19 protein-coding genes and 1 pseudogene are annotated in these 21,518 nt (G+C 63.9%); 12 read left to right on the top strand and 8 right to left on the bottom strand.

Annotation, left to right across the window (positions count from 1 at the left end; all coding sequences use genetic code 11):
• Positions 1 to 103: 103 nt before the first annotated feature.
• Both dnaN and dnaA read right to left on the bottom strand, forming a co-directional pair.
• Positions 104 to 1,219: a DNA polymerase III subunit beta gene (gene dnaN, locus BEK68_RS18195; protein ID WP_004628148.1), complete on the bottom strand. Its 1,116-nt coding sequence runs from the start codon at positions 1,217 to 1,219 to the stop codon at positions 104 to 106.
• A gap of 276 nt (positions 1,220 to 1,495) precedes the next feature.
• Positions 1,496 to 3,085, bottom strand: coding sequence for a chromosomal replication initiator protein DnaA (dnaA, locus tag BEK68_RS18190; protein ID WP_009239347.1), 1,590 nt, complete (start codon positions 3,083 to 3,085; stop codon positions 1,496 to 1,498).
• A 629-nt stretch (positions 3,086 to 3,714) separates the two neighbouring features.
• Here dnaA and rpmH point away from each other — a divergent pair.
• The 4 genes and pseudogenes from rpmH to yidC all read left to right on the top strand — a co-directional run bounded on the left by rpmH (position 3,715) and on the right by yidC (position 6,439).
• The gene (rpmH, locus tag BEK68_RS18185; protein WP_003262958.1) at positions 3,715 to 3,849 is read left to right on the top strand and encodes a 50S ribosomal protein L34; all 135 of its coding nucleotides are present in this window, start codon (positions 3,715 to 3,717) and stop codon (positions 3,847 to 3,849) included.
• A 62-nt stretch (positions 3,850 to 3,911) separates the two neighbouring features.
• Complete coding sequence (gene rnpA, locus BEK68_RS18180) at positions 3,912 to 4,334, top strand: ribonuclease P protein component (RefSeq protein ID WP_004628162.1); 423 nt, start codon at positions 3,912 to 3,914, stop codon at positions 4,332 to 4,334.
• Positions 4,331 to 4,627: pseudogene (gene yidD, locus BEK68_RS25085) on the top strand (membrane protein insertion efficiency factor YidD); the annotation flags it as partial. The gene rnpA and the pseudogene yidD, both read left to right, overlap by 4 nt.
• A 147-nt stretch (positions 4,628 to 4,774) precedes the next feature.
• The gene (gene yidC, locus BEK68_RS18175) at positions 4,775 to 6,439 is read left to right on the top strand and encodes a membrane protein insertase YidC (RefSeq protein ID WP_009239348.1); all 1,665 of its coding nucleotides are present in this window, start codon (positions 4,775 to 4,777) and stop codon (positions 6,437 to 6,439) included.
• 73 nt (positions 6,440 to 6,512) lie between these two features.
• Here the strand turns inward: yidC and BEK68_RS18170 are convergent, their stop codons facing one another.
• Positions 6,513 to 6,911 (bottom strand): VOC family protein, encoded by a 399-nt coding sequence (locus tag BEK68_RS18170; RefSeq protein WP_009239349.1) that lies wholly within the window; start codon positions 6,909 to 6,911, stop codon positions 6,513 to 6,515.
• 59 nt (positions 6,912 to 6,970) lie between these two features.
• On the opposite strand from BEK68_RS18170, the gene mnmE reads away from it, so the two are divergent.
• The 5 genes from mnmE (at position 6,971) to BEK68_RS18150 (ending at position 10,891) form a co-directional block, all read left to right on the top strand.
• Positions 6,971 to 8,416: a tRNA uridine-5-carboxymethylaminomethyl(34) synthesis GTPase MnmE gene (gene mnmE / locus BEK68_RS18165; protein WP_009239350.1), complete on the top strand. Its 1,446-nt coding sequence runs from the start codon at positions 6,971 to 6,973 to the stop codon at positions 8,414 to 8,416.
• A 5-nt stretch (positions 8,417 to 8,421) separates the two neighbouring features.
• Positions 8,422 to 8,820 (top strand): NUDIX hydrolase, encoded by a 399-nt coding sequence (locus tag BEK68_RS18160; RefSeq protein WP_009239351.1) that lies wholly within the window; start codon positions 8,422 to 8,424, stop codon positions 8,818 to 8,820.
• Complete coding sequence (locus BEK68_RS18155; RefSeq protein ID WP_232295842.1) at positions 8,793 to 9,407, top strand: metallophosphoesterase; 615 nt, start codon at positions 8,793 to 8,795, stop codon at positions 9,405 to 9,407. Before BEK68_RS18160 ends, BEK68_RS18155 begins: the two co-directional genes overlap by 28 nt.
• Positions 9,408 to 9,433: 26 nt before the next feature.
• Positions 9,434 to 9,679, top strand: coding sequence for a hypothetical protein (locus BEK68_RS26240; RefSeq protein ID WP_232295843.1), 246 nt, complete (start codon positions 9,434 to 9,436; stop codon positions 9,677 to 9,679).
• A gap of 552 nt (positions 9,680 to 10,231) precedes the next feature.
• Positions 10,232 to 10,891, top strand: coding sequence for a hypothetical protein (locus tag BEK68_RS18150; RefSeq protein WP_009239354.1), 660 nt, complete (start codon positions 10,232 to 10,234; stop codon positions 10,889 to 10,891).
• Between the two features lie 322 nt (positions 10,892 to 11,213).
• Here BEK68_RS18150 and BEK68_RS18145 read toward each other — a convergent pair whose 3' ends face one another.
• Positions 11,214 to 11,465: a hypothetical protein gene (locus BEK68_RS18145; RefSeq protein ID WP_004628190.1), complete on the bottom strand. Its 252-nt coding sequence runs from the start codon at positions 11,463 to 11,465 to the stop codon at positions 11,214 to 11,216.
• Positions 11,466 to 11,804: 339 nt separating this feature from the next.
• Positions 11,805 to 12,017, bottom strand: coding sequence for a 30S ribosomal protein S21 (rpsU, locus tag BEK68_RS18140; protein WP_003262970.1), 213 nt, complete (start codon positions 12,015 to 12,017; stop codon positions 11,805 to 11,807).
• Between the two features lie 246 nt (positions 12,018 to 12,263).
• On the opposite strand from rpsU, the gene BEK68_RS18135 reads away from it, so the two are divergent.
• A complete protein-coding gene (locus BEK68_RS18135; protein ID WP_009239355.1) occupies positions 12,264 to 13,355 on the top strand; it encodes a DNA topoisomerase IB in 1,092 nt (363 codons plus the stop codon).
• A gap of 33 nt (positions 13,356 to 13,388) precedes the next feature.
• On the opposite strand, the gene BEK68_RS18130 is transcribed toward BEK68_RS18135, so the two are convergent.
• Genes BEK68_RS18130 through BEK68_RS18120 form a run of 3 tightly spaced genes read right to left on the bottom strand, consistent with a single transcriptional unit; the run spans position 13,389 to position 19,375 of the window.
• Positions 13,389 to 14,933 carry an efflux transporter outer membrane subunit gene (locus BEK68_RS18130; RefSeq protein WP_009239356.1) on the bottom strand — a complete coding sequence of 515 codons (1,545 nt, stop codon included), beginning with the start codon at positions 14,931 to 14,933 and terminating at the stop codon, positions 13,389 to 13,391.
• Positions 14,934 to 14,935: 2 nt separating this feature from the next.
• Positions 14,936 to 18,088: an efflux RND transporter permease subunit gene (locus tag BEK68_RS18125; RefSeq protein ID WP_009239357.1), complete on the bottom strand. Its 3,153-nt coding sequence runs from the start codon at positions 18,086 to 18,088 to the stop codon at positions 14,936 to 14,938.
• A gap of 15 nt (positions 18,089 to 18,103) precedes the next feature.
• Entirely contained in the window at positions 18,104 to 19,375 is a 1,272-nt protein-coding gene (locus BEK68_RS18120; protein WP_004628198.1) for an efflux RND transporter periplasmic adaptor subunit, read from the bottom strand.
• Between the two features lie 571 nt (positions 19,376 to 19,946).
• Here BEK68_RS18120 and BEK68_RS18115 point away from each other — a divergent pair.
• Positions 19,947 to 20,618, top strand: coding sequence for a TetR family transcriptional regulator (locus BEK68_RS18115; RefSeq protein WP_009239358.1), 672 nt, complete (start codon positions 19,947 to 19,949; stop codon positions 20,616 to 20,618).
• Positions 20,615 to 21,508 (top strand): patatin-like phospholipase family protein, encoded by an 894-nt coding sequence (locus BEK68_RS18110; RefSeq protein WP_009239359.1) that lies wholly within the window; start codon positions 20,615 to 20,617, stop codon positions 21,506 to 21,508. Before BEK68_RS18115 ends, BEK68_RS18110 begins: the two co-directional genes overlap by 4 nt.
• The last annotated feature ends 10 nt before the right edge of the window (positions 21,509 to 21,518 follow it).

The raw sequence follows: 21,518 nt of genomic DNA, 5'->3' as shown, positions 1-21,518 counted from the left end.
CGGAAATGGTTATCTCAACGCACACAGCGGGGTTGCTTAAAAACGGCGAAGGGGCGGATCGTCACGATCCAGCCCCTCGTCTTGCTCTGGGTGCAGCGGTGCGTCAAATGCGCATCGGCATGACGACGTACTTGAAGGTGTCGTCGTCGGGCAGGGTGATGAGTGCGCTCGAGTTGGAGTCGCCCAGGCTCACCTGCACTTTTTCGGCCTTGAGGTTGGCCAGCACGTCCAGCAGGTAGGTGACGTTGAAACCGATATCCAGCGCATCGCCCTGGTAGTCGATTTCGAGTTCTTCCTGCGCTTCTTCCTGGTCAGCGTTGGTGGAGCTGATCTTCAGGACGTTGGTGTCGAGCATGCAGCGCACGCCCTTGAACTTGTCGGTGGTCAGGATGGCCGTGCGTTGCAGCGCCTGCTGCAGGAAGGCACGGTCGATCGTGAAGCTGTTGCGGTAACCCTTCGGGATCACGCGCTGGAAATCCGGGAACTTGCCTTCGACCAGCTTGGAGATCAGCTCGATATTGCCGAAAGTGAACTTGACCTGGTTCGATGCCAGTTGCACCGAGACGGGATCGTCCACGTCTTCCAGCAGGCGTTGCAGTTCGAGGATGGTCTTGCGCGGGATGATCACTTCCTGGCGGCCGCCGGCTCCTGCCGGTTGCTCGCCGGTTTCCACGCCGCAGTAGGCCAGGCGGTGGCCGTCGGTGGCGACGGCCATGACTTGCTTGCCGTCCACCACCAGCAGCATGCCGTTGAGGTAGTAGCGGATGTCTTGCTGGGCCATCGCGAAGTGCACCATCGCCAGCAAGTGCTTGAGCGTCTTCTGCGGCAGCGTGATGCGGGCACCGAAATCGGTTGCCTCTGCAACGGTCGGGAATTCTTCGGCGGCCAGCGTCTGCAGCGCAAAGCGGCTCTTGCCGGACTGCACCGTCATGCGCTTGTCGTTGAGCGTGAGGGCGACTTCGCCGTCAGGCATGGCACGCAGGATGTCGACCAGCTTGCGGGCGGCCACGGTGGTGGCAACGTCGCCCGCGCCGGCGCCGCAATCGGCGTGCGTGGTGATCTGGATTTCGATGTCGGTGGACAGGAAGGAAACCCGTTCACCTTGCTTGGTGATCAGCAGATTGGCCAGGATCGGCAGCGTGTGTCGGCGTTCCACGATGCCGCTCACGATTTGCAGCGGACGCAGCAGGTTGTCTCGCGAGGTTTTGACCAATTGCATGAAGGCGATCCTTGGCTTGAGAGGTGACACCGCGCGCGCCCCAGCCTCGGCCACATGGCCAGGTGCCTGCAGGAGCATTCGCGATTAACCCAAAGTTGTTGTAAATCAAGGGGTTAATCACAAATTATACCGCAAATAAGGGGGCGCTGGATAGCGTCACGCGCGCGGCAAATATGTCTATTGTGCATGAAAAGACGCCCGCATTCGAGCGGGCGTCTGTCGAGGCTTGATTCAGGGCGAATGGCGTTGCCATGCGCTCTGCTGACCATCGCGCGGTCAGCCCTTGAGCGTTTGCTCCAGCACGTGCAACTCGTGGTTGAGCTGGGCGTCTTTGGTGCGCTCGTCGGCGATCTTGCGCACGGCGTGCAGCACCGTGGTGTGGTCGCGTCCGCCGAAGAGCTCACCAATCTCGGGCAGGCTCTTCTGCGTGAGTTCCTTGGCCAGATACATGGCGATCTGACGCGGGCGCGCGATGTTGGCCGGCCTCTTCTTGGAGTACATATCCGCGACCTTGATGTTGTAGAAATCCGCGCAGGTCTTCTGGATGTTTTCCACCGAAATTTGGCGGTTCTGCACCGTCAGCAGGTCTTTGAGCGCCTCCCGCGTGACCTCGATCGTGATCTCTTTGCCGTGGAAGTTGGAGTACGCCAGGATCTTGCGCAGCGCGCCTTCCAGCTCACGCACGTTCGAGCGCAGGTGCTTGGCCACGAAGAAGGCCACCTCTTCCGGCACGGTCACGTTCTCTGCCTGCGCCTTCTTCATCAGAATCGCAACGCGCATCTCCAGCTCGGGCGGCTCAATGGCCACGGTCAGGCCGGAGTCGAAGCGCGAGATCAGGCGGTCGTCGATGCCCGTGATCTCTTTCGGATACGTATCGCTGGTGATGATGACCTGCGCGCGATTGGCGATCAGCGCCTCGAACGCGTAGAAGAATTCTTCCTGCGTGCGGTTCTTGCCCGAGAAGAACTGGATGTCATCGATCAGCAGCAGATCGAGCGAGTGGTAGTAGCGTTTGAAATCATCAAACGCCTTGCGCTGGTACGCCTTCACCACATCCGACACGTACTGCTCCGCATGGATGTAGCGGATGCGCGCGCGCGGGTTCTCCATCAGCATGAAGTTGCCGATGGCATGGATCAAGTGCGTCTTGCCCAGGCCCACGCCGCCGTACAAGTACAGCGGGTTGTACGACTTGCCGGGGTTGTTGGCGACCTGGATAGCCGCGGCGCGCGCCAACTGGTTCGCCTTACCGGTGACGAAGTTGTCGAACGTCAGGATCTGGTTCAGCCGCGAGCGCTCATGCACGGAATCGTCCACGTGCGCCTGCGGCGGCGCAGCCAGGGTCGCGACCACGGCAGGCGCCTGCGGCGGCATGCGGTACGACCGGGCGCTGACCTCGGCGGCGTCCATCACGGGCACATCGATATCGGCGGCGGCATGGCTCGCCGTTGCGAGCGCGGTTTCGCGATACACAGACGGCGCGGGGCGCAACGTTGCGGCGTCATGCGAGACACCGTTGCCGGCCGGCATGGCCTGCCGCGGTTGACCTGCTTGCGCCCCAAGGGGTTGCATCGGCACTGGCGCGAGCGCCGGCTGAAGCGCCGCCTGGCGCTGGCCGGCGCTCGGGTCGAGCACGAACTGCACGTCGACCGTTGCCTCCCAGTAGTCGCACGCGAGCGACTGGATGCGGCCCGAGAACTGGCTCTTGACCCAGTCGAGCTTGAAACGGTTGGGCGCGGCAATCCGCAGCGTGCACGCCTGCTCGTCAAACGACAGCGGCGTCAGCGGCTTGATCCACGTCTTGAATTGTTGCGGCGTCAGCTCACTCTCGAGTTGAGCGGACGCCGCATGCCAGAAATCCTGCATCGTTATCGTTAGGTGTTTGACCGGCGCCACACGCGTCTGATGACGTCCCCGGGAGGGCCGGCCGCCGGGCTCCTGGCTGTGGCCAGAAACCGGGTGGCTTTCGTTATTGGAACGGGATTGTACCCCTGGCCGAAAGTTATCCACAAAGGATAAGTCTGTGGATAACCTGTGGACCCGCTGTGAGTAGCGGTGGACAACCGATTTTATTGACCTCCCGCAAACCCAATCCCGGCAAGCCTTTGCGCAGAGGACCCCAAGCCGCACAAGGCGCTGGGGACAACTCGTCGCCGGGTGGATTTCGGTCGCGGGGCGCACGTTATCCCCAGTCAGTCAGGCTTGACAGAAGTGGAAAATGCCGTTTAAATGCCGGGTTCTGCGATGCGCAGCAGGGGAGCGCACGCTTGTTCGTGTCAGATGCGGGGCGAGAAACACTTCGTCGCGACTGATCCGGCTTAGGCCCGATGCCCTCGGTGCCCGATGTTCCGGTGACACCCTAGACCTGAACAACACAGCGCACGGCGGTCTGCGTGGGCGATTTCTCTGACTGAATCGACACCAGGCCGCAGGGGCAGCCCTAGGCCCGGCGCGTGCGGCGATGTCCGCACCACCCATTAACAAGAGAGTGCATCATGAAGCGTACCTATCAACCTTCCGTTACCCGTCGCAAGCGCACCCACGGTTTCCGTGTCCGCATGAAGACCCGTGGTGGCCGTGCCGTGCTGAACGCACGCCGCGCCAAGGGCCGTAAGCGCCTGGCCATCTAAAGACGGCCGCGCCGAGGGCGGCGGCTCATGGCCGTTGTCCGTGGCTTTGCGGCACGCTGGCGATGGGCCTGCACGCCTACCCCAAGGCCGCGAGGCTGACAAAAACGGATGAGTTTTCATCCGTTTTTGCTTTGCGGCCGGTCCGGCGTAGTCGTCACTTCGTGCTGTATGTGCGCGCCAACGGCGATCGCCCGGCGCGCCTGGGCGTGGTGATCGGCAAGAAATTCGCCAAGCGCGCCGTCGAGCGCAACCTCATCAAGCGCCAGTGCCGCGAGTTGTTCCGCCTGCGGCAGCCGTTGCTGGGCGGGCGCGACGTGCTGATCCGCCTGCAGGCTAAGTTTCCGCGCCAGGATGTGCCCACCGTGGCCGCCTTCAAGCGCATCTGCCGCGAAGAGCTGGCGCAGCTTTTCGAGGTTGCCACGCGGCCACTGTCGGCGCCGCCTGCCGCAACACCTCCCCAGCCCACCGCTGGGAGCACGCCATGACGCGCGTGCTGCTGTTTCTGCTGCGCATCTACAAAGTGGCGTTCAGCCCGTTTGTAGGGGCGCAATGCCGTTTCCTCCCGACCTGCTCCGACTACGCGCGCGATGCCGTGCTCACTCACGGGCCCGGTTACGGCAGTTATCTTGCGGCAAAACGTCTATGCCGCTGCCATCCGTTCGCACAAGGCGGGTATGATCCTGTGCCGCCCGCTGCTGGCGACGCTGTGCCCCGCTCCACCGATCCCGCATCGACCGACGCGACCGCAGCTGACTCCCAGCCTGCGCGGCCGTCGATCCAGGCAGTGCCGGAAAACGTAGCGAGCAGCCCGAGGTTGGACCGAGAAGCGCAACCGTACAAGGGTACGGTGAGCATCGCAGGTTCAAGATCGGGCTGCGCAGCCGTTTTTCGGCGCTGGCTTCACCTTCCCAGACCGTAATCCGACATGGATATCAAACGCACCATTCTCTGGGTGATCTTCTCGCTGGCGGTTGTCCTGCTGTTCGACAACTGGCAACGCGCGAATGGCCACCAGTCGATGTTCTTCCCCACGCCGCAAACGGCCACGACCACGGCCGCCGCGCCGGGCAGCACGCCCGCAGGCGACGTGCCAAGCAACGCCTCTACAGCGGCAGCCGCCGGGTCGCAAGCCGCCCCGGCCACGGGTGCCGCTTCGCAGGCCCCGGCTTCGGAAAAGATCGTCATCTCGACCGACCTGCTGCGCGCCACCATCGACACCGACGGCGCCATCGTCACCAAGCTCGAACTGCTCGACCAGAAGGACCACGACGGCAACCCGATGGTGCTGTTCGACCGCAGCGTCGAGCGTACCTATCTGGCACGCTCGGGCCTCATCGGCGGCGACTTCCCGAACCACACGACGGTGTTCGCTGCATCGCCCGGCCCGCGTGACCTGGGTACCGGCAACGATGTCTCCATCACGCTGACGGCCGACAAGGGCGGCGCCAAGCTGGCCAAGACGTACGTCTTCAAGCGCGGCAGCTACGTGATCGACTCGCGCTTCGACGTGACCAACGACGGCACCGCGCCGATCAACCCGACGCTGTACCTGGAACTGGCCCGCGACGGCGGCGCTGTGGAGCAATCGCGCTTCTACAGCACGTTCACCGGCCCGGCCGTGTACACCGACGGCGACAAGTTCCACAAGATCACTTTCGCCGACATCGACAAGGGCAAGGCACAGGTGCCGGCCCCGACCAATAGCGGCTGGGTGGCGATGGTGCAGCATTACTTTGCATCGGCCTGGATTCCCGCCGACAACGTCAAGCGCGAGTACTACGTCAACCGCGTCGACACCAACTTCTACCGCATCGGCATCCAGGAGCCGCTGGGCACCGTCGCGCCGGGCGCCAGTGTGTCGACCACGGCGCGCCTGTTTGCCGGCCCGCAGCAAGCGCGCATGCTCGAGGCCATCACCCCGGGCCTGGACCTCGTGAAGGACTATGGCTGGCTGACCATCGTCGCCAAGCCGCTGTTCTGGCTGCTCGAGAAGATCCACGCGCTGCTGGGCAACTGGGGCTGGTCGATCGTCGCGCTCACGGTGCTGATCAAGCTGGTGTTTTTCCCGCTGTCGGCCACGAGCTACCGGTCGATGGCCAAGATGAAAGACCTGCAGCCGCGCATGACGGCCATCCGCGAGCGCCACAAGGGCGATCCGCAGAAGATGAACCAGGAAATGATGACGCTGTACCGCACCGAGAAGGTCAATCCGCTCGGCGGCTGCCTGCCGATCGTGATCCAGATTCCGGTGTTCATGGCGTTGTACTGGGCGCTGCTGTCGTCGGTCGAAATGCGCGGTGCGCCCTGGATCGGCTGGGTGCACGATCTGTCCACGCCCGACCCGTTCTACATCCTGCCGGTGCTGATGGCCGTGTCGATGTTCGTGCAGACCAAGCTGAACCCGACCCCGCCGGACCCGGTGCAGGCCAAGGTGATGATGTTCATGCCGATCGCGTTCTCGGTGATGTTCTTCTTCTTCCCGGCCGGCCTGGTGCTGTACTGGGTGGTGAACAACTGCCTGTCGATCGCGCAGCAGTGGTCGATCAACCGCATGCTGGGCACCAACAACAAGGCAGCACCCGCCAAGTAAGGCGAATTCGCTTCAGCAAAGAGGGCACTTCCGGGTGCCCTTTTTTGCGCCCGCCCGAAACGCGTCAACCGCTTCAACCGGGTGCGTGGCAGACGGCCTCGATGTTGTGGCCATCCGGGTCGCGCACGAAGGCGCCGTAGTAGTTCGGATGATAGTGTGCGCGCACGCCGGGCGCGCCATTGTCGGTGCCGCCTGCAGCCAGGGCCGCGGCGTAGAACGTGTCCACATCGGCACGCGTGTCGACGCGGAAGGCCACATGCACCGGCGGCTTGTTCGACCCCTGCCCGGCCGTCGCCGCTGAAATCCAGAATTCCGCCTTGCCCGATGGGCCAAAGCCCGCCACATCGGTGTGGCCCGTGACAGCCGCCGGAAACTCCCGCAGCTTGCCCAGGCCAATGGCGCCGAGCGCCCGTTCGTAGAACCGCTTGCTGGCTTCGAAGTCGCTGACGACGACGCCGGTGTGATCGATCATCCGAATCTCCTTGGTTGGAAACTGGCGCGCAACGGCGCGGCTGCCGCACAATACCGCCCATGACCGCTGCTGACCATCCCACCACCTTGCCGAATGCGTCGGCCGCGCCGCACGCGCCCATCCTCACGATCCCGATCGCGGCGATTGCCACCGCGCCCGGGCGGGGCGGCATCGGCGTGGTACGTGTGTCAGGGCCCGACGTGCGCGCTGTCATGCACGCCGTGTGCGGACGCCTGCTGACGCCCCGCCAGGCAACCTATCTGCCATTCCTCGATGCCGACGGCAACGCCATCGACCGCGGCATCGCGCTGTGGTTTCCCGCGCCGCATTCGTACACAGGCGAAGACGTGCTCGAGCTGCAGGGCCACGGCGGCCCTGTCGTGATGCAACTGCTGCTGCAGCGCTGCCTGACCGCCGGCCGCGAGATCGGCCTGCGCGTGGCCGAGCCCGGCGAGTTCACGCGCCGCGCCTTCCTCAACGACAAGATGGATCTGGCGCAAGCCGAGGCCGTCGCCGATCTGATTGAAGCCAGCACCGAAGCCGCCGCACGTTCGGCGGCGCGTTCGCTCGATGGCGCGTTTTCGCAAACGGTGCATGCGCTGGTCGAGCGGGTGATCCATCTGCGCATGCTGGTGGAAGCGACGCTGGACTTTCCAGAGGAGGAGATCGACTTCCTGGAAGCCTCCGACGCGCGCGGTCAGCTCGCCAACATTCGCACGGCCGTCGATGGCGTGCTGGCGCAGGCGCGCCAAGGTGCGCTGCTGCGCGAAGGCCTGCACGTGGTGCTGGCGGGGCAGCCGAACGTCGGCAAATCGTCGCTGCTTAATGCGCTGGCCGGAGCGGAACTTGCCATCGTCACGCCCATCGCTGGCACCACACGCGACAAGGTGCAGCAGACCATCCAGATTGAGGGTATCCCGCTGAACATCGTCGACACGGCGGGCCTGCGCGATACGGAAGACGAAGTCGAGCGCATCGGTATCGAGCGCACCTGGGCCGCCATCGCCCGCGCCGATGTCGTGTTGCATCTGCTGGACGCGACGGACTATCGCGCCAAGGGCCTCTCGCCCGAAGACACCGCAATCGACGCCCGCATTGCCGAACACGTGCCTGCCGGCGTACCGACCCTGCGCGTCATCAACAAGATCGACCTCTCGGGCGTAGCTATACCGTGCCGCGTGGATGCCGAACCGCCCGAGGTGTGGCTCTCGGCGCGCGATGGCCTGGGCGTCGAACTGCTGCGCGCGGCGTTGCTGGAGATTGCCGGCTGGCAGGGCGGCGGCGAGGGGCTTTACCTCGCCCGCGAGCGCCATCTCGCGGCGCTGCGCACGGCCCGCGAACATCTCGCCACGGCGGCGGAGCACGCGGCACAGCAAGCGCAATCGCTGGATCTGTTTGCCGAGGAACTGCGGCTTGCGCAGGAGGCGTTGAACAGCATTACGGGGGCGTTCTCCAGCGATGATTTGCTGGGGGTGATTTTTAGCCGGTTTTGCATCGGCAAGTGAGCGCCATGTCCGCCTACCCCGTCTCCATCAAAGGCGTCCTGCGCGCGCCCGCGGGCGAGGTCGTCCTGCTGCTCAATGAACGGGAAGAGTGGGAACTGCCCGGCGGCCGAATCGAACTCGGCGAGTCCTCCACCGAATGCCTCGTACGCGAGATTGCCGAAGAGCTGAACTTGCACGTTGAGGTGGGCGCGCTGGTCGACACGTACCTGTTTGAAGTCGTGCCGAGCAAGCATGTGTTCGTTGCCACGTATGCGTGCGCGCTGCTCAGCCCGTTTGAGCCGACCGTCAGTCATGAGCACAAGCGCCTTGGGCTGTTTGCGCCCGATGCCTTGCCGGTGAATTTGCCGGCGGGCTATCGGGCGTCGATAGCGGCGGCGTGCAATACGGCGATACCGCCGGATTAGCACGCATGGGCAGAGGGCGCTATTACAGCTGGTGGCGGCGCGCCGGCGAAACGGCCGAAGGGCTCTTCCACGCCAATGGCTGGGCAGCGCACGTCGCGCACGCACTCCGTCTTCAAGGACAGCTGCACGTTGATCGCCGTGATGTGACTTTACCCTTGAGTGCGCCGCTCGCGGAGCCGCTCAAAGTGGCCTTCGCTTCAGACTTCCATGCGGGGCCGTTGACCGATCCGCGCTTGCTGGATGCCATGCAGCGGGCGATTGCAGACTTCGCACCACACGTGCTCCTGCTAGGAGGCGATTTTGTTTCACTGCATCACCGCCACATCAGTGGCTTAGCTGCACGCTTGCAGGAACTGCCGGCGCCCGTGGGCAAATTCGGCGTGTTCGGCAATCACGACCTCTGGGTAGATGACACGTTCATCCGGGCGCGGCTGGAAGCAGCGGGCGTGCAAATGCTTGTCAATGAGTCCGTACGTCTTGCACCGCCGTATGATGAACTGCATGTTTGCGGGCTAGATGAGCCCGGTGTAAGGCAACCGACGCTGGACGCACCTTCAATGGCACCGGTCCGCGCAGACTGCTGCTGATGCACTCACCGCTAGGCTTGCGGCACGTGCAGGCGTATCCATTTGATTTGGCGTTCCGCGGGCACACGCATGGCGGACAGATTGCTCGGCCAAATGGTCGTGCCATCGTGCTGCCTTCGGGCTCGGGCGAACGGCGCTTTGCCAGCGGCTATTTTGAATTGGCGGAGGGTGGACGGTTGGTGACCAGTCGAGGCATCGGCATGAGCGATTTGCCGATTCGTTTGTTTTCACCGTCGGAGGTCCATCTCTATACCATTCAGGCAGCCAGCTAGGCGCGACCTCTCCGAGATCCAATCCCCTCTACCGCAAACGCGGCGCCCCGCCCACAGCACCGCAACTTGCACCGGCTCGATACAAGAGTATTCCCGCATACGTGGCGATCCACACGTGTTCATCCGATTTATGGACCGCTTAGCCCCGTGCGAGAACTGACCGCGGGATTCCACGCATCAAATCTGATACATCCAGCCCGTCTGGCGCGCTCACGATCCGCGACCGCGATGGAAACCGCCCGCCACCACTGGATTTGCGCCCGATGGTGCGCTCCTTGCAGTTATCCCAACGCGACCGGTACGAGCATCTACGAAGCAATGTCGGCCATCGCACGAAGGCGGTGGAACACGGCGCAATCAGGGATTGGATCGAGTAAGGGCGCGACAGACTGCAGTGGCTATGCCGCACCCCGTAGGGTTATTTGCGATCCGATAAATAGCGAAAACAACAGGGGAACGTTGCGCGAGTGAAACGTCGAGTGCGTTGCGGGGACGGACCCAACCGCTTAAGTCGATACGCCCTCGGCCTGGCACACGTCTGGGGAGAGGCCCGTGAAAAAGACAATCTATTTGTGGGTAGCAATGGGCGAGATCTTCGTTGGCAGCACTCAGGCGCAGGAGATATTTTTGCAAGGTGGTACACAGGGTGCAGGCATTGGAGCGGCGATAAGCTTCAACTCGATGCTTGGTGCGCATATCGATTTCAACGCGATCAACCTGTCGCACAACTTCAGCTTCGGCGGCAATCGCTATCAGGACGACATTCGACTTCGCCAGGGGGGGATTTACGCCGATATCTTCCCCTTGTGCGGCAGCGGCTTTCGAACAACCGCTGGCGTACGATTCTCCGACGACGAGCTCAGCGGCACCTCGGTGCCGACCAATGGCACATACACGTTCGCGGGTAGAAAGCTTCTGGCATTGCCGGGCATGTATGCCGTTGCAAAAGCCCGATATCCAACCGTGATGCCATATTTCGGCATCGGCTACGGCCATCGGCCGGCCTCAAAGGGGTTCGGCTTCATTGCGGACATCGGTGTCGCTTACGGCATACCAAAGTCTTCCTACACCTTGTCGCCGCAGTTGGCCGCAAAGGTCGGCCCCGTGAATAGCCACCTTATTGCAACGAATGGCCTGCAGGAGTTGCAACGCGAGATGTCGCGTTATCGCTGGTATCCGGTAATACAAATCGGGGTGTCATATCGGTTCTGAGTGAGGCCCCTGTTACACCGGCGCGCCAAAACGGCGCGCTGAAACGACTTGAGGCTTGCAACAGCAGAAAACACGCGATGGCGTTCGAGGGCGCGCAGGTGGGCGGGATGTCCGGGCCTGCGGCAGGCAGCGCCGAGAAGTCGGACAAGAACGCGTTCGCACCAAATCCGGTATGAACGAGGCCATGCGTCACAAGGGCCGGTTTGAATTCCAGCGCCGCTTGGGCTACAAGCGGGCATAGAACGGAGGCTGGCTTATCGTCCAGCCGCAGAATACGAGCCGGACTGGCGCCCATCTAAGTTGCTAACTGTTGACCCCTCGCTCAATCCCGCCCCCAACGCCAGCGCGGCGGCTCGCCCTTCCACCAGCAAACCAACACCAGCAGCGCCGTCACACCCATCACGTAAACCACGAAGCTCCATTGCGTGGTGCCCGGGTGCAGCCCGACGATGCCCGCCAGCAGCAATACGGCATAGATGGCGAGCACCACCCAGCCCTGCCAACGCGAAGGCAAGCCCCATCCCCAGCCGTAGCGCTTGGCGGGAAACCAGTACTCGTTGGAGTTAGTAGGCATTGTTGTCGGGGAAACACGAGCAGGGGATGCTCGCTAATGTACTCCCGCGCAGGATCGGCGCAACAAACGCCAACAGCCAGCCGGTCAATTACCGCTGGCGGATGTCGTTGCAACAGAGAAGGGCGCGCGCTGGGCGCACCGAAGCAGCGGACAATGGCGCACAGGCCATCAACCGCATCTTGCTAGCTTCTGCATCGGGGAGTGGAGCGTTGGTTGAATCCGGAAAGGCTTCCGGTACGCGCTAGGCGCTACAAACCAAGCTCGGCGGAACGGAGGTCGATTGACTTCACACCGCCAGCGGCAGCACCCGATTGGTGCTACCGAAACAATCGCGCGATCTTAGTAGAGCTTCTTCGGCAGCATTTGCGAACGCAGGCGTTTACGCGTACGCGACACAGCGGCAGCCTTCTTGCGCTTGCGCTCGGTCGTCGGCTTTTCGTAAGCGGTGCGGGCGCGCAGTTCCTTGATCAGGCCAGTGCGCTCGATTTCACGGCGGAAGCGGCGCAGTGCAACTTCGACCGGCTCGTTTTCTTTCAGACGGATGGTGGTCATCGGGTCCCTTGCTCAGTATTCGGGTGGACGGCGAAACAGCGGATTATATACCGCCCAGAGGGCGTGCAGTGTAGTTGAATCTGTTTACCGATGCAAGGCACTTCCGATTGTGGTGAGAATGCCATTTCTTGCCGCAATTTTGCGCAGAGGCGTGGCCTTGATACTACGCCGTGAGCGGCCAGCCAGCGGAAGGAGCGAGGAAGGAACGCCGCTTGCTCAACGCGAGCATCTCTCCAGGTCCCTACTGTGGAACGCGTTCCCAAGTCTGCGCCCGCGCCGGTTGCCGCAAGCACCACCACCCTCGCCGAAGCGCTGCCCGAACGGCTGCGCTATGTGGACGACACACGCCCGGGCTACACCCGGCGTCGGCTGCGCGGCCGCTTCGTCTATTTCGACACGCGCGGCGGGCGCATCCGCGACCCGGCGGTGATTGCGCGCATCAACAAGCTGGCGATCCCGCCGGCCTATACCGACGTCTGGATCTGCCCACACGCGGGCGGTCATCTGCAGGCGACGGGGCGCGACGCGCGTGGGCGCAAGCAATATCGCTATCACGCCGACTGGCGCGCCTTTCGCGATGCCGACAAGTACGGGCGGCTGCTGGCCTTCGGGGCAGTGCTGCCGTGGGTGCGCGGGGCGATCACCGCCCATTTGGAGGCGCCGGGCCTGTCGCGCGAAAAGATGCTGGCGACGGTGGTCTACCTGCTGGACGTGACGCTGGTGCGCGTGGGCAACGCGGCGTATGCGCGCGACAACCGGTCCTACGGGCTCACGACGTTGCGCAATCGGCACGTCGAGGTCCACGGCAACACGGTGCGCTTTCAGTTTCGCGGCAAGAGCGGTGTGGAGCACGACGTGTCGGTATCGGACCCGCGCCTGGCGCGCATCATCCGGCGCTGCGTCGATCTGCCGGGGCAGGAATTGTTCCAGTACATCGACGAAGCTGGCGAGCGCCGTGCGGTCGATTCCACAGATGTGAATGCCTACTTACAGGAGATTTCCGGCGCGGATTTCACGGCGAAGGACTACCGCACCTGGGCCGGCAGCGTGCTGGCGCTGGATCTGCTGCGCGGGCGCACGCCGACGAACGTTACCGAGGCGCGCCGGCAGGTGGTGGAGGTTGTTGCTGCCGTGGCCCAGCGCCTCGGGAACACACCGGCCGTCTGCCGCAAGTGCTATGTGCACCCGGCCGTGGTGGACGCGTTCCTGGAGGGCGAACTGGAAGCATTGCCCCCGACCCGCGCGCGCAAGGGCCTACGACGCGAAGAGGTGGCGCTGCTTCGATTTCTCGAGCACGCCGCCGGCGCAAAGGGCACAGGCGAAAAAAAGCCCGCCTGAACAAGGCGGGCCTTCGAGCGAACAGACGCAAACTTACTTCGATTGCTGCGGCGTCATGTCCGGCGTGGCGGGCGCAACGCCCGGCGCGGCCGTCGGCCGTGCCTGCTGTGCGGCCACGGTGGTGCTGTGCTCCTGCAACCCGCCGCCCAGCGCCGTGTACAGATCGATGGCGTTGGTCAGGCGGGCCAGACGCGTCTGCACCAGGGTCTGGTCGGCGCTGAACAGATCGCGCTGCGCGTCAAGCACATCGAGGAAGCTCGACACGCCGTTGCGATAGCGCTGGTCAGACAGCGTCAGGCGATCGGCCGTGGCATCGCGGAAGCGCTTCTGCGCGGCCACCTGCTCTTCCAGCGTGCCGCGCGCAACGAGGGCGTCGGACACCTCGCGGAACGCGGTCTGGATCGTCTTCTCGTAGTTCGCAACCGCAATCTTCTGGTTGGTCTTGGTCAAGTCCAGGTTGAAGATGTTGGTGCCCCAGTTGAAGATCGGCAGCGTCAGGTTCGGCACGAACGACCAGAACTGGGTCCCACTCTTGAACAGGTCATGAAGCGCGCCGCTGGCCGTGCCTACGTTTGACGTCAGCCCGATGCTCGGGAAGAACGCTGCCCGCGCCACGCCAATGTTGGCGTTGGCGGCAATCAGCTTCTGCTCAGCCTGGCGGATGTCCGGACGTTGCTCCAGGAGCTCCGACGGCAGACCCGGCGGAATGTCGGCCACGATCTTCTCCGACGACACCATGGTCGGCGCGGGCAGATCGGCCGGCAGCGGCGCGCCCACCAGCAGCACCAGGGCGTTGGTCGCCTGGGCGTACTGGCGCGTCAGCTGTGCCACCGACACACGCACCGATTCCACCAGCGTCTCGGTCTGACGCAGATCCAGCGCCGACGAGGCGCCGACGTCAAAGCGCTGCTTGGCAAGCTTGTAGTAGTCCTCGCGGCCCTTCAGGGTCTGCTGGGCCAGATCGAGCTGTTCGGCGTAGGCGCGCTCGTTCAGGTAGGCCTTGGCCACCTGCGAGATCAGGCTGATCTGCGCGGCACGCCGGCCTTCGTCCGTCGCCAGATAACTTGCACGCGCAGACGACGTGACGTCGCCCACGCTGAACAGGTTCACCTGGTAATTGCTGATGCCCACGCCAAGCTGGTACTGCTTGGTGTGGATGTCGCCGCCGGTGGTCGAGATTGACGGCGGTGTATGGCTGCGCGTGTACGTGGCAGACGCGTTGACCGGCGGCAGCAGGTCGGCGATCTGCAGGCGGTACTGCGCACGCGCGGCCTCGACGTTGAGCATGGCCACGCGCAGGTCTCGGTTGTTCTCGAGCGCCAGGCCGATCAGCTTCTGCAGGCGCGCATCGGGGAAGAACTCGCGCCAGCCCAGTTCGGTCGCGCGGGGCGCGTTCTCGCCGGGCTTGGCGGAGTCCGCCGGCACGGCATAGCCGGCCGGTGCCTGCGGGTACGTGCCCGTTATCGGAGCGTCCGGGCGCTCATAGGTGGGCGCCAGCGAGCAGCCGGACAACACGCCGGCAGCCAGCAGGAGCGCCGGCAGCAGCGCGGGGGTTCGAAAGGTCATCGTTTTCTGCATGTTCAGATTTCCTCGTCCAGCGGACGGTGCGCGGCATCCAGGCGGCGTTGACGCTCGCTGCCCTTGAAGATGCGGCGGACCACCACGAAGAACACGGGCACCAGCACCACGGCCAGCACCGTCGCGGTGATCATCCCGCCCATCACGCCGGTACCGATGGCGCGTTGGCTGGCGGAGCTGGCGCCGGTGGCAATCGCCAGCGGCAGCACACCCAGGATGAAGGCGAACGACGTCATGATGATCGGGCGGAACCGCAGGTGCACGGCCTCCAGCGTCGCGTCGATCAGGCTCTTGCCTTGCGCCTGCAAGTCCTTCGCAAACTCGATGATCAGAATCGCGTTCTTGGCGGACAAGCCCACCACCGCAATCAGGCCGACCTTGAAGTACACGTCATCCGGCATCGCGCGCAGTGTCACGCCCAGAAGTGCGCCAAGCACACCCAGCGGCACCACCAGAATCACCGCAGCCGGGATCGACCAGCTTTCGTACAGCGCCGCCAGCACCAGGAACACCGCCAGCAGCGACAGCGCATACAGCGCCGGCGCCTGCGAACCCGAAGCCTTTTCCTGCAGCGACTGGCCCGTCCACTCGTAGCCGATACCGGCCGGCAGCTTGGCGGCCAGGCGTTCCATCTCGGCCATGGCGTCACCCGAGCTGGCACCCGGCGCGGCTGCACCCGAAAGGCGGACAGCCGGATAGCCGTTGTAGCGCACGAGCTGCACCGGGCCGACGATCCAATGGCCCTTGGCGAACGTCGACATCGGGACCATGTTGCCCTGCGCGTTGCGCACGTACAGGTTCATGATGTCTTCGGGCTGCATGCGGTTGATCTTGTCCGCCTGCACGATCACACGCTGCTGACGACCATAGTTCGGGAAGTCGTTGGCGTATGCCGAGCCCAGCGCCGTCGACAGCACGGCGTTGATGTCGGTGAACGAGACACCCAGCGCATTGGCCTTCTCGCGGTCGATATCCACCTGGTACTGCGGCGAATCTTCCAGGCCTTCTGGGCGCATGCCGGTGATGACCTTGCTTTGCGCCGCCATCCCCAGCAGCTGATTGCGAGCTGCCATCAGCGCGTCGTGGCCGAGGCCCGCGCGGTCCTGCAGACGGAACGTAAAGCCCGTTGCGTTACCCAGTTCCGGAATCGGCGGCGGATTCAGCGGAAAGACGATCGCATCGCGAATGCCACCGAACAGCGCACCAAAGGCCCGGCCGACCACGGCATCGGCGGTTTGATCCTTGCCCTTGCGCTCGCTCCAGTCCTTGAACGGGGTGAACACGATACCCGCGTTCGGCCCGTTGCCCGAGAAGCTGAAACCCTGGACAGCCACGATGTTCTCGACCGCCTTTTCCTGCTTGTAGTAGTTCTCGACCTGCTTGATCACTTCCAGCGTGCGGTTGGCCGATGCACCCGGCGGCAGCTGGATGTTGGTCACGATGTAGCCCTGGTCTTCGGTCGGCAGGAACGAAGACGGCAGGCGCAGGAACAGGAACACCACCGCCACGATCAGCGCAACGTAGATGACCATGTAGCGGAAGGTTTTCTTGAGCATGCGCTCCACGAAGCTTTGATAGCGGTTCGTGGTGGTGCTGAACATGCGGTTGAACCAGCCGAAGAAGCCCTTCTTCTCGTGGTGCGAACCCTTCTCGATCGGCTTGAGCAGCGTCGAGCACAGTGCCGGCGTGAGCGTCAGCGCCATGAGTGCCGAGAAGAAGATCGATGACACCATCGACAGCGAGAACTGGCGATAGATCGCGCCGACCGAGCCCGAGAAGAACGCCATCGGGATGAACACGGCCATCAGCACCAGCGTAATGCCGATGATGGCGCCTGTGATCTGGCCCATGGCCTTGCGGGTCGCTTCGCGCGGGGGCAGGCCTTCTTCGGCCATGATCCGCTCGACGTTTTCCACCACCACGATGGCATCGTCAACGAGAATACCGATCGCCAGCACGAGGCCGAACATCGTCAGCACGTTGATCGAGAAACCCATCGCGTTCATGGTGGCGAACGCGCCCAAGAGCGAGATCGGCACCACGATCGACGGCACCAGCGTGTAGCGGATGTTCTGCAGGAACAGCAGCATCACCAGGAACACCAGCGCCATGGCCTCGAACAGCGTCTTGACCACTTCTTCGATCGAGATCTGGACGAACTTGGAGGTGTCGTACGGCACCTTGTATTCCACGCCCGCCGGGAAGTACTTCGACAGCTCTTCCAGCTTGGCCTTCACGGCCTTGGCAGTGCCCAGCGCGTTACCCGTCGGCGAAAGCTGCACACCAATCGCCGAGATCGGCTGGCCGTTGATCCGTGCAGACGTCGAGTAGGTCTGGCCGCCGAGTTCCAGGCGCGCCACGTCCTTCACGCGCACCAGCGAACCGTCCGGCTTGGCCACCAGCACGATGTTGCCGAACTGCTCGGTGGTCGTGAGCTGACCTTCCACCACGACCGTTGCCGCGAGCGGCTGATCGGAGACGGACGGCAGATCACCGATCGTACCGGCCGAGACCAGCGCGTTCTGCGCGCGGATGGCGTTATAGACGTCCGTGGGGGTCAGCTTGTAGCCGACCAGCTTGGCCGGATCGATCCAGACGCGCATGGCGCGTTCCGTGCCGAACAGAATCGCCTGACCGACACCCGGCACGCGCTTGATTTCATTCAGCACGTTGCGCGAGATGTAGTCGCCCAGCGCCACCGGATCCATCTTGCCGTCGGTGGATGCGAGCGTCGCGAACAGCAGGAAGTTCGAGCGGGCCTTGTCGACCTGCACACCCTGCTGCGTCACCTGCGAAGGCAGACGCGCTTCCACGCGCTTCAAGCGGTTCTGCACGTCCACCTGCGCCAGCGCCGGATCGGTACCGGCCTTGAACGTCACGGTGATCTGCGCCTGGCCGTTACCGCCCTGGCTGACCGACTCCATATAGAGCAGGCCGTCCGCACCGTTCATTTCCTGCTCGATGATGCTCGTGACGGATTCGTCCAGCGTCTTCGCGTTTGCGCCCGGATACGTTGCCGTGATGATGATGGACGGCGGTGCAATGGTCGGGTACTGCGAGATCGGCAGCTGGGTGATCGAAATCGCCCCAGCAAGGATGATGAACAGCGCGAGCACCCAGGCAAAGACTGGGCGATCGATAAAAAACTTTGCCATGCGATGGCTCCTTGTTTACTGCTTGGCTGCCGGTGCGCTGGCAGCGGGAGTGCTTGCAGCAGGCGCGCTGGCTGCCGGTACGGGTGCTGCGCCGCTACCCTGGCCGCCCTGACCTTGCGGGCCCTTGCCCTGGCCTGCCGACATCGGTTGCCACGGCACGGCCTTGACCGGAGCTCCCGGACGCACCTTCTGCAGGCCGTCGACGATCACCTTGTCGCCGGCCTTCAGGCCGTTGGAGACGATCCATTCCGTACCGGTCGAGCGGTCGGCCTGGACCTGGCGCACGGCTGCCGTGCCCTTCTCGTCGACGACCATGACGGAGGCGCCGTCCGGGCTGCGCGTCACCGCTTGTTGCGGCACCGTGATGGCTTGTTCGTCCACGGCCTGCTCCAGGCGGGCACGCACGTACATGCCCGGCAGCAGCGTGCGGTCAGCGTTCGGAACAATCGCGCGCAGCGTGATCGTGCCCGTAGCAGGGTCCACCGTCAGGTCCGAGAAATAGAGCTTGCCCGTTTGCGCGTAGGCGCGACCGTCTTCCGTCACGAGCGTGACCTTGGCCGCATCACCCCCGGCCTTGGCCAGCTTGCCGTCCTTGAGCGCCTGCTGCAGACGCATCACTTCGGTGCTCGACTGCGTGAAGGTCAGGTAGATCGGATCGATCTGCTGCACGGTCGTCAGCAGCGTCGCCTCGCCCTGGCCCACCAGCGCGCCTTCAGTGACCTGCGCCAGACCGGCACGGCCGGAAATGGGCGATGTCACGCTGGCGTAGCCCACGTTCAGCTTGGCGGTTTCCACGGCAGCGCGGGCGGCGGCCACGTCAGCGGTGGCTTGCTTGGCGGCGGCGGTGGCGTCGTCGTAGTCCTGCTTGCTGATGGCGTTGGTGGCAACCAGCGGCTTGTAGCGCTCGGCCTTCAGTTGCGCCTGCGTTTGCGTGGCTTCCGAACGCGCCAGCTGTGCCTTGGCGCTGTCCAGCGATGCCCGGTACTGCGCCGGATCGATCTGGAACAACTGCTGGCCGGCCTTCACGTCACTGCCTTCTGCGTAGGTGCGCTTGAGCACAATGCCCGCGACCCGTGCGCGCACCTGTGCCACACGCGTAGCCTCCAGGCGGCCCGGCAATTCGCTGGTCAGGCCAACAGAGTGCGGCTGCACGGTCACAACGCCGACTTCGGTCGGAGGCATGCCGGCGCCGCCCGGCCCTTGTGCCTGCTTGTTACCGCAGGCTGCAAGTGCCACCACCATAAATGCGGCGGCAGCGAGTTGGTGATAACGGCGGGTGTTCGTCATAGATGACCCCATGTGGCGATAAGCGGAATGCCGGGTGCCGCATCGTCGCGCAAACGAGTGCGACGCCGGCAAACCGTCAGCGAAACCAAAAAAAACACAAAAACGAAAACGTCCGATGCTAGCTGCATCTGGCGGCATGCGATATGGCCTTCGCGACGAACTCGCAACAACTCGGACCAGAAAGCTAAGACGCGGGAGCGATCGGCAGTCGATCTCCGACCTGGTCGCCGACAGACACACAGTCTGCCCCAGCGCACCTGCCCGGGATGGATGTGGCGCGTACGGCCATGGGCAAGGGACGGAGTGCGCGCTATTATAGATACGTTCGCGTATGTATGTAAGTGACGCCATTGAGGAATAGGGACTCCGTTGACACCTTTCCGGAGTTCGTAGCGATGACGGCGATCAAGCGAACATGCAGCGGATACCGCGCTGCGACAAGGATTGTCAGCCAACCGGCCTGCTGCCGCGTTGTGCGAAGCGCAATAGTGCGTTGCCTTGAATTGTGCATTGCACAAAAGCCAATCGAAAGAACGCCGCCTGGGGTGGCACGGCGTTCCCCTGGAAGATCATGGTCAGACGAACGAAGGAAGAGGCACTGGAAACACGTAACCGCATCCTGGATGCGGCGGAAGACGTGTTCTATGCGCGGGGCGTGGCACGCACATCGCTATCGGATATCGCGCAGGCCGCGGGCGTGACACGCGGCGCCATCTACTGGCACTTCCGCAACAAGGCCGACGTGTTTGCCGCCATGTGCGAGCGCGTGAAGCTGCCCATGGAGACCATGTGCACCCCGCTGGGCGTGGAGGCCGATGATCCATTGGGCGAACTGCGCACGGTGGGCAACTTCCTGCTGCGGCAACTCGTGGAAGATGCGCACTGGCGCAAGGTCTTCGAGATCATGTTCAACAAGTGCGAATTCGTCGAAGACACAAGCCCCATCCTCAAGCGCCAGCAGGAATCGTTTGAAGAAGGCATGGCCCATCTGACGAGCATCATCGAGCAGGCGACGCGGCGCGGGCAGCTGCCGGCCGACCTCGACATCCCACTGGCCGTGGCGCATTTCCATGCCACGTTCAACGGCATCATGGGCGATTACCTCTTCTACCCGGACGTCTCCAGCCTCGCCACCAAGCGTGAGCGACTGCTGGATGCGTGCATCGACACGCTCAAATACGCGCCGTCGCTGCGGCTGGAGCCGGCAGCGGCCGCTACCGTCCGCACCGGGGCCCCGGCATGAACGCGCCCGAGTTCGATCAGATGGTGTTTGCCGGCGGCGGCAACCGGTGCTGGTGGCAGGCCGGCTGGTGGGACGTCGTGCAGCCCGAACTGGGCCTGGCGCCGCGCGTGATTGCCGGCATCTCGGCGGGAGCTTCGACGGCGTGCATGCTGCATGCGTGGAATTCCGCCGAGCTGATGGATTACTACGGCGAGGCCCTGCGCCAGAACACCCGCAACGCCCATTGGGGCAACCTGCTGCGCGGCGAGCGCGTGTTTCCGCACTACGGCATGTACCGCACGGCGCTGCTGACGGTCTTCAGCGAGGGCCGCTTCGGGCGGCTGGCACAGGCGCCCGAGATCCGGATCGGCGTGGCGCATATCCCGCGCTGGCTGGGCGCACGCTCGGCGGTGGCAGCAGGTCTGATTGCCTACAACATCGAAAAGCACGTTCGCAAGACGCTGCACCCAACGCTGGGCAAACGCCTCGGCTTTACGGCGGAAATCGTGCGCGCGCAGGACTGCGCCACACCCGAGGACTTGGCGGATCTTCTGCTGCAATCAGCCTCCACCCCGCCGTTCACGCCGGTGCTGCGGCGCGCGGGGCGGCCGGTGCTTGACGGCGGCATGGTCGATAACGTGCCCGTGCACGCGCTGGACGCCATCCCGGGCGACGCGCTTGTGCTGGTCACGCGCCTGTACCCGCGCCCAACGTATTTCCGCATGGATGTGCCGGTGCCCGACGGCGTGCAGCGCCGCTTTTACGTACAGCCCTCACGCAAGGTCCCCATTTCGAGCTGGGATTACACCCGTCCGGGCGCCATGCGCGACGCGTATGCGCTGGGCCGTCATGACGGCGAAACCTTCCTGCGCGAACTTCCACGCGGGTTCACCACCGCAGTGGCTGCGTAACCACCTCCTC

This window comes from Ralstonia pickettii, from assembly GCF_001699815.1.
Taxonomy (GTDB): domain Bacteria; phylum Pseudomonadota; class Gammaproteobacteria; order Burkholderiales; family Burkholderiaceae; genus Ralstonia; species Ralstonia thomasii.
The sequence above is the reverse complement of the archived record's forward strand: the minus strand, read 5'-3'. Positions and strand labels throughout refer to the sequence as shown.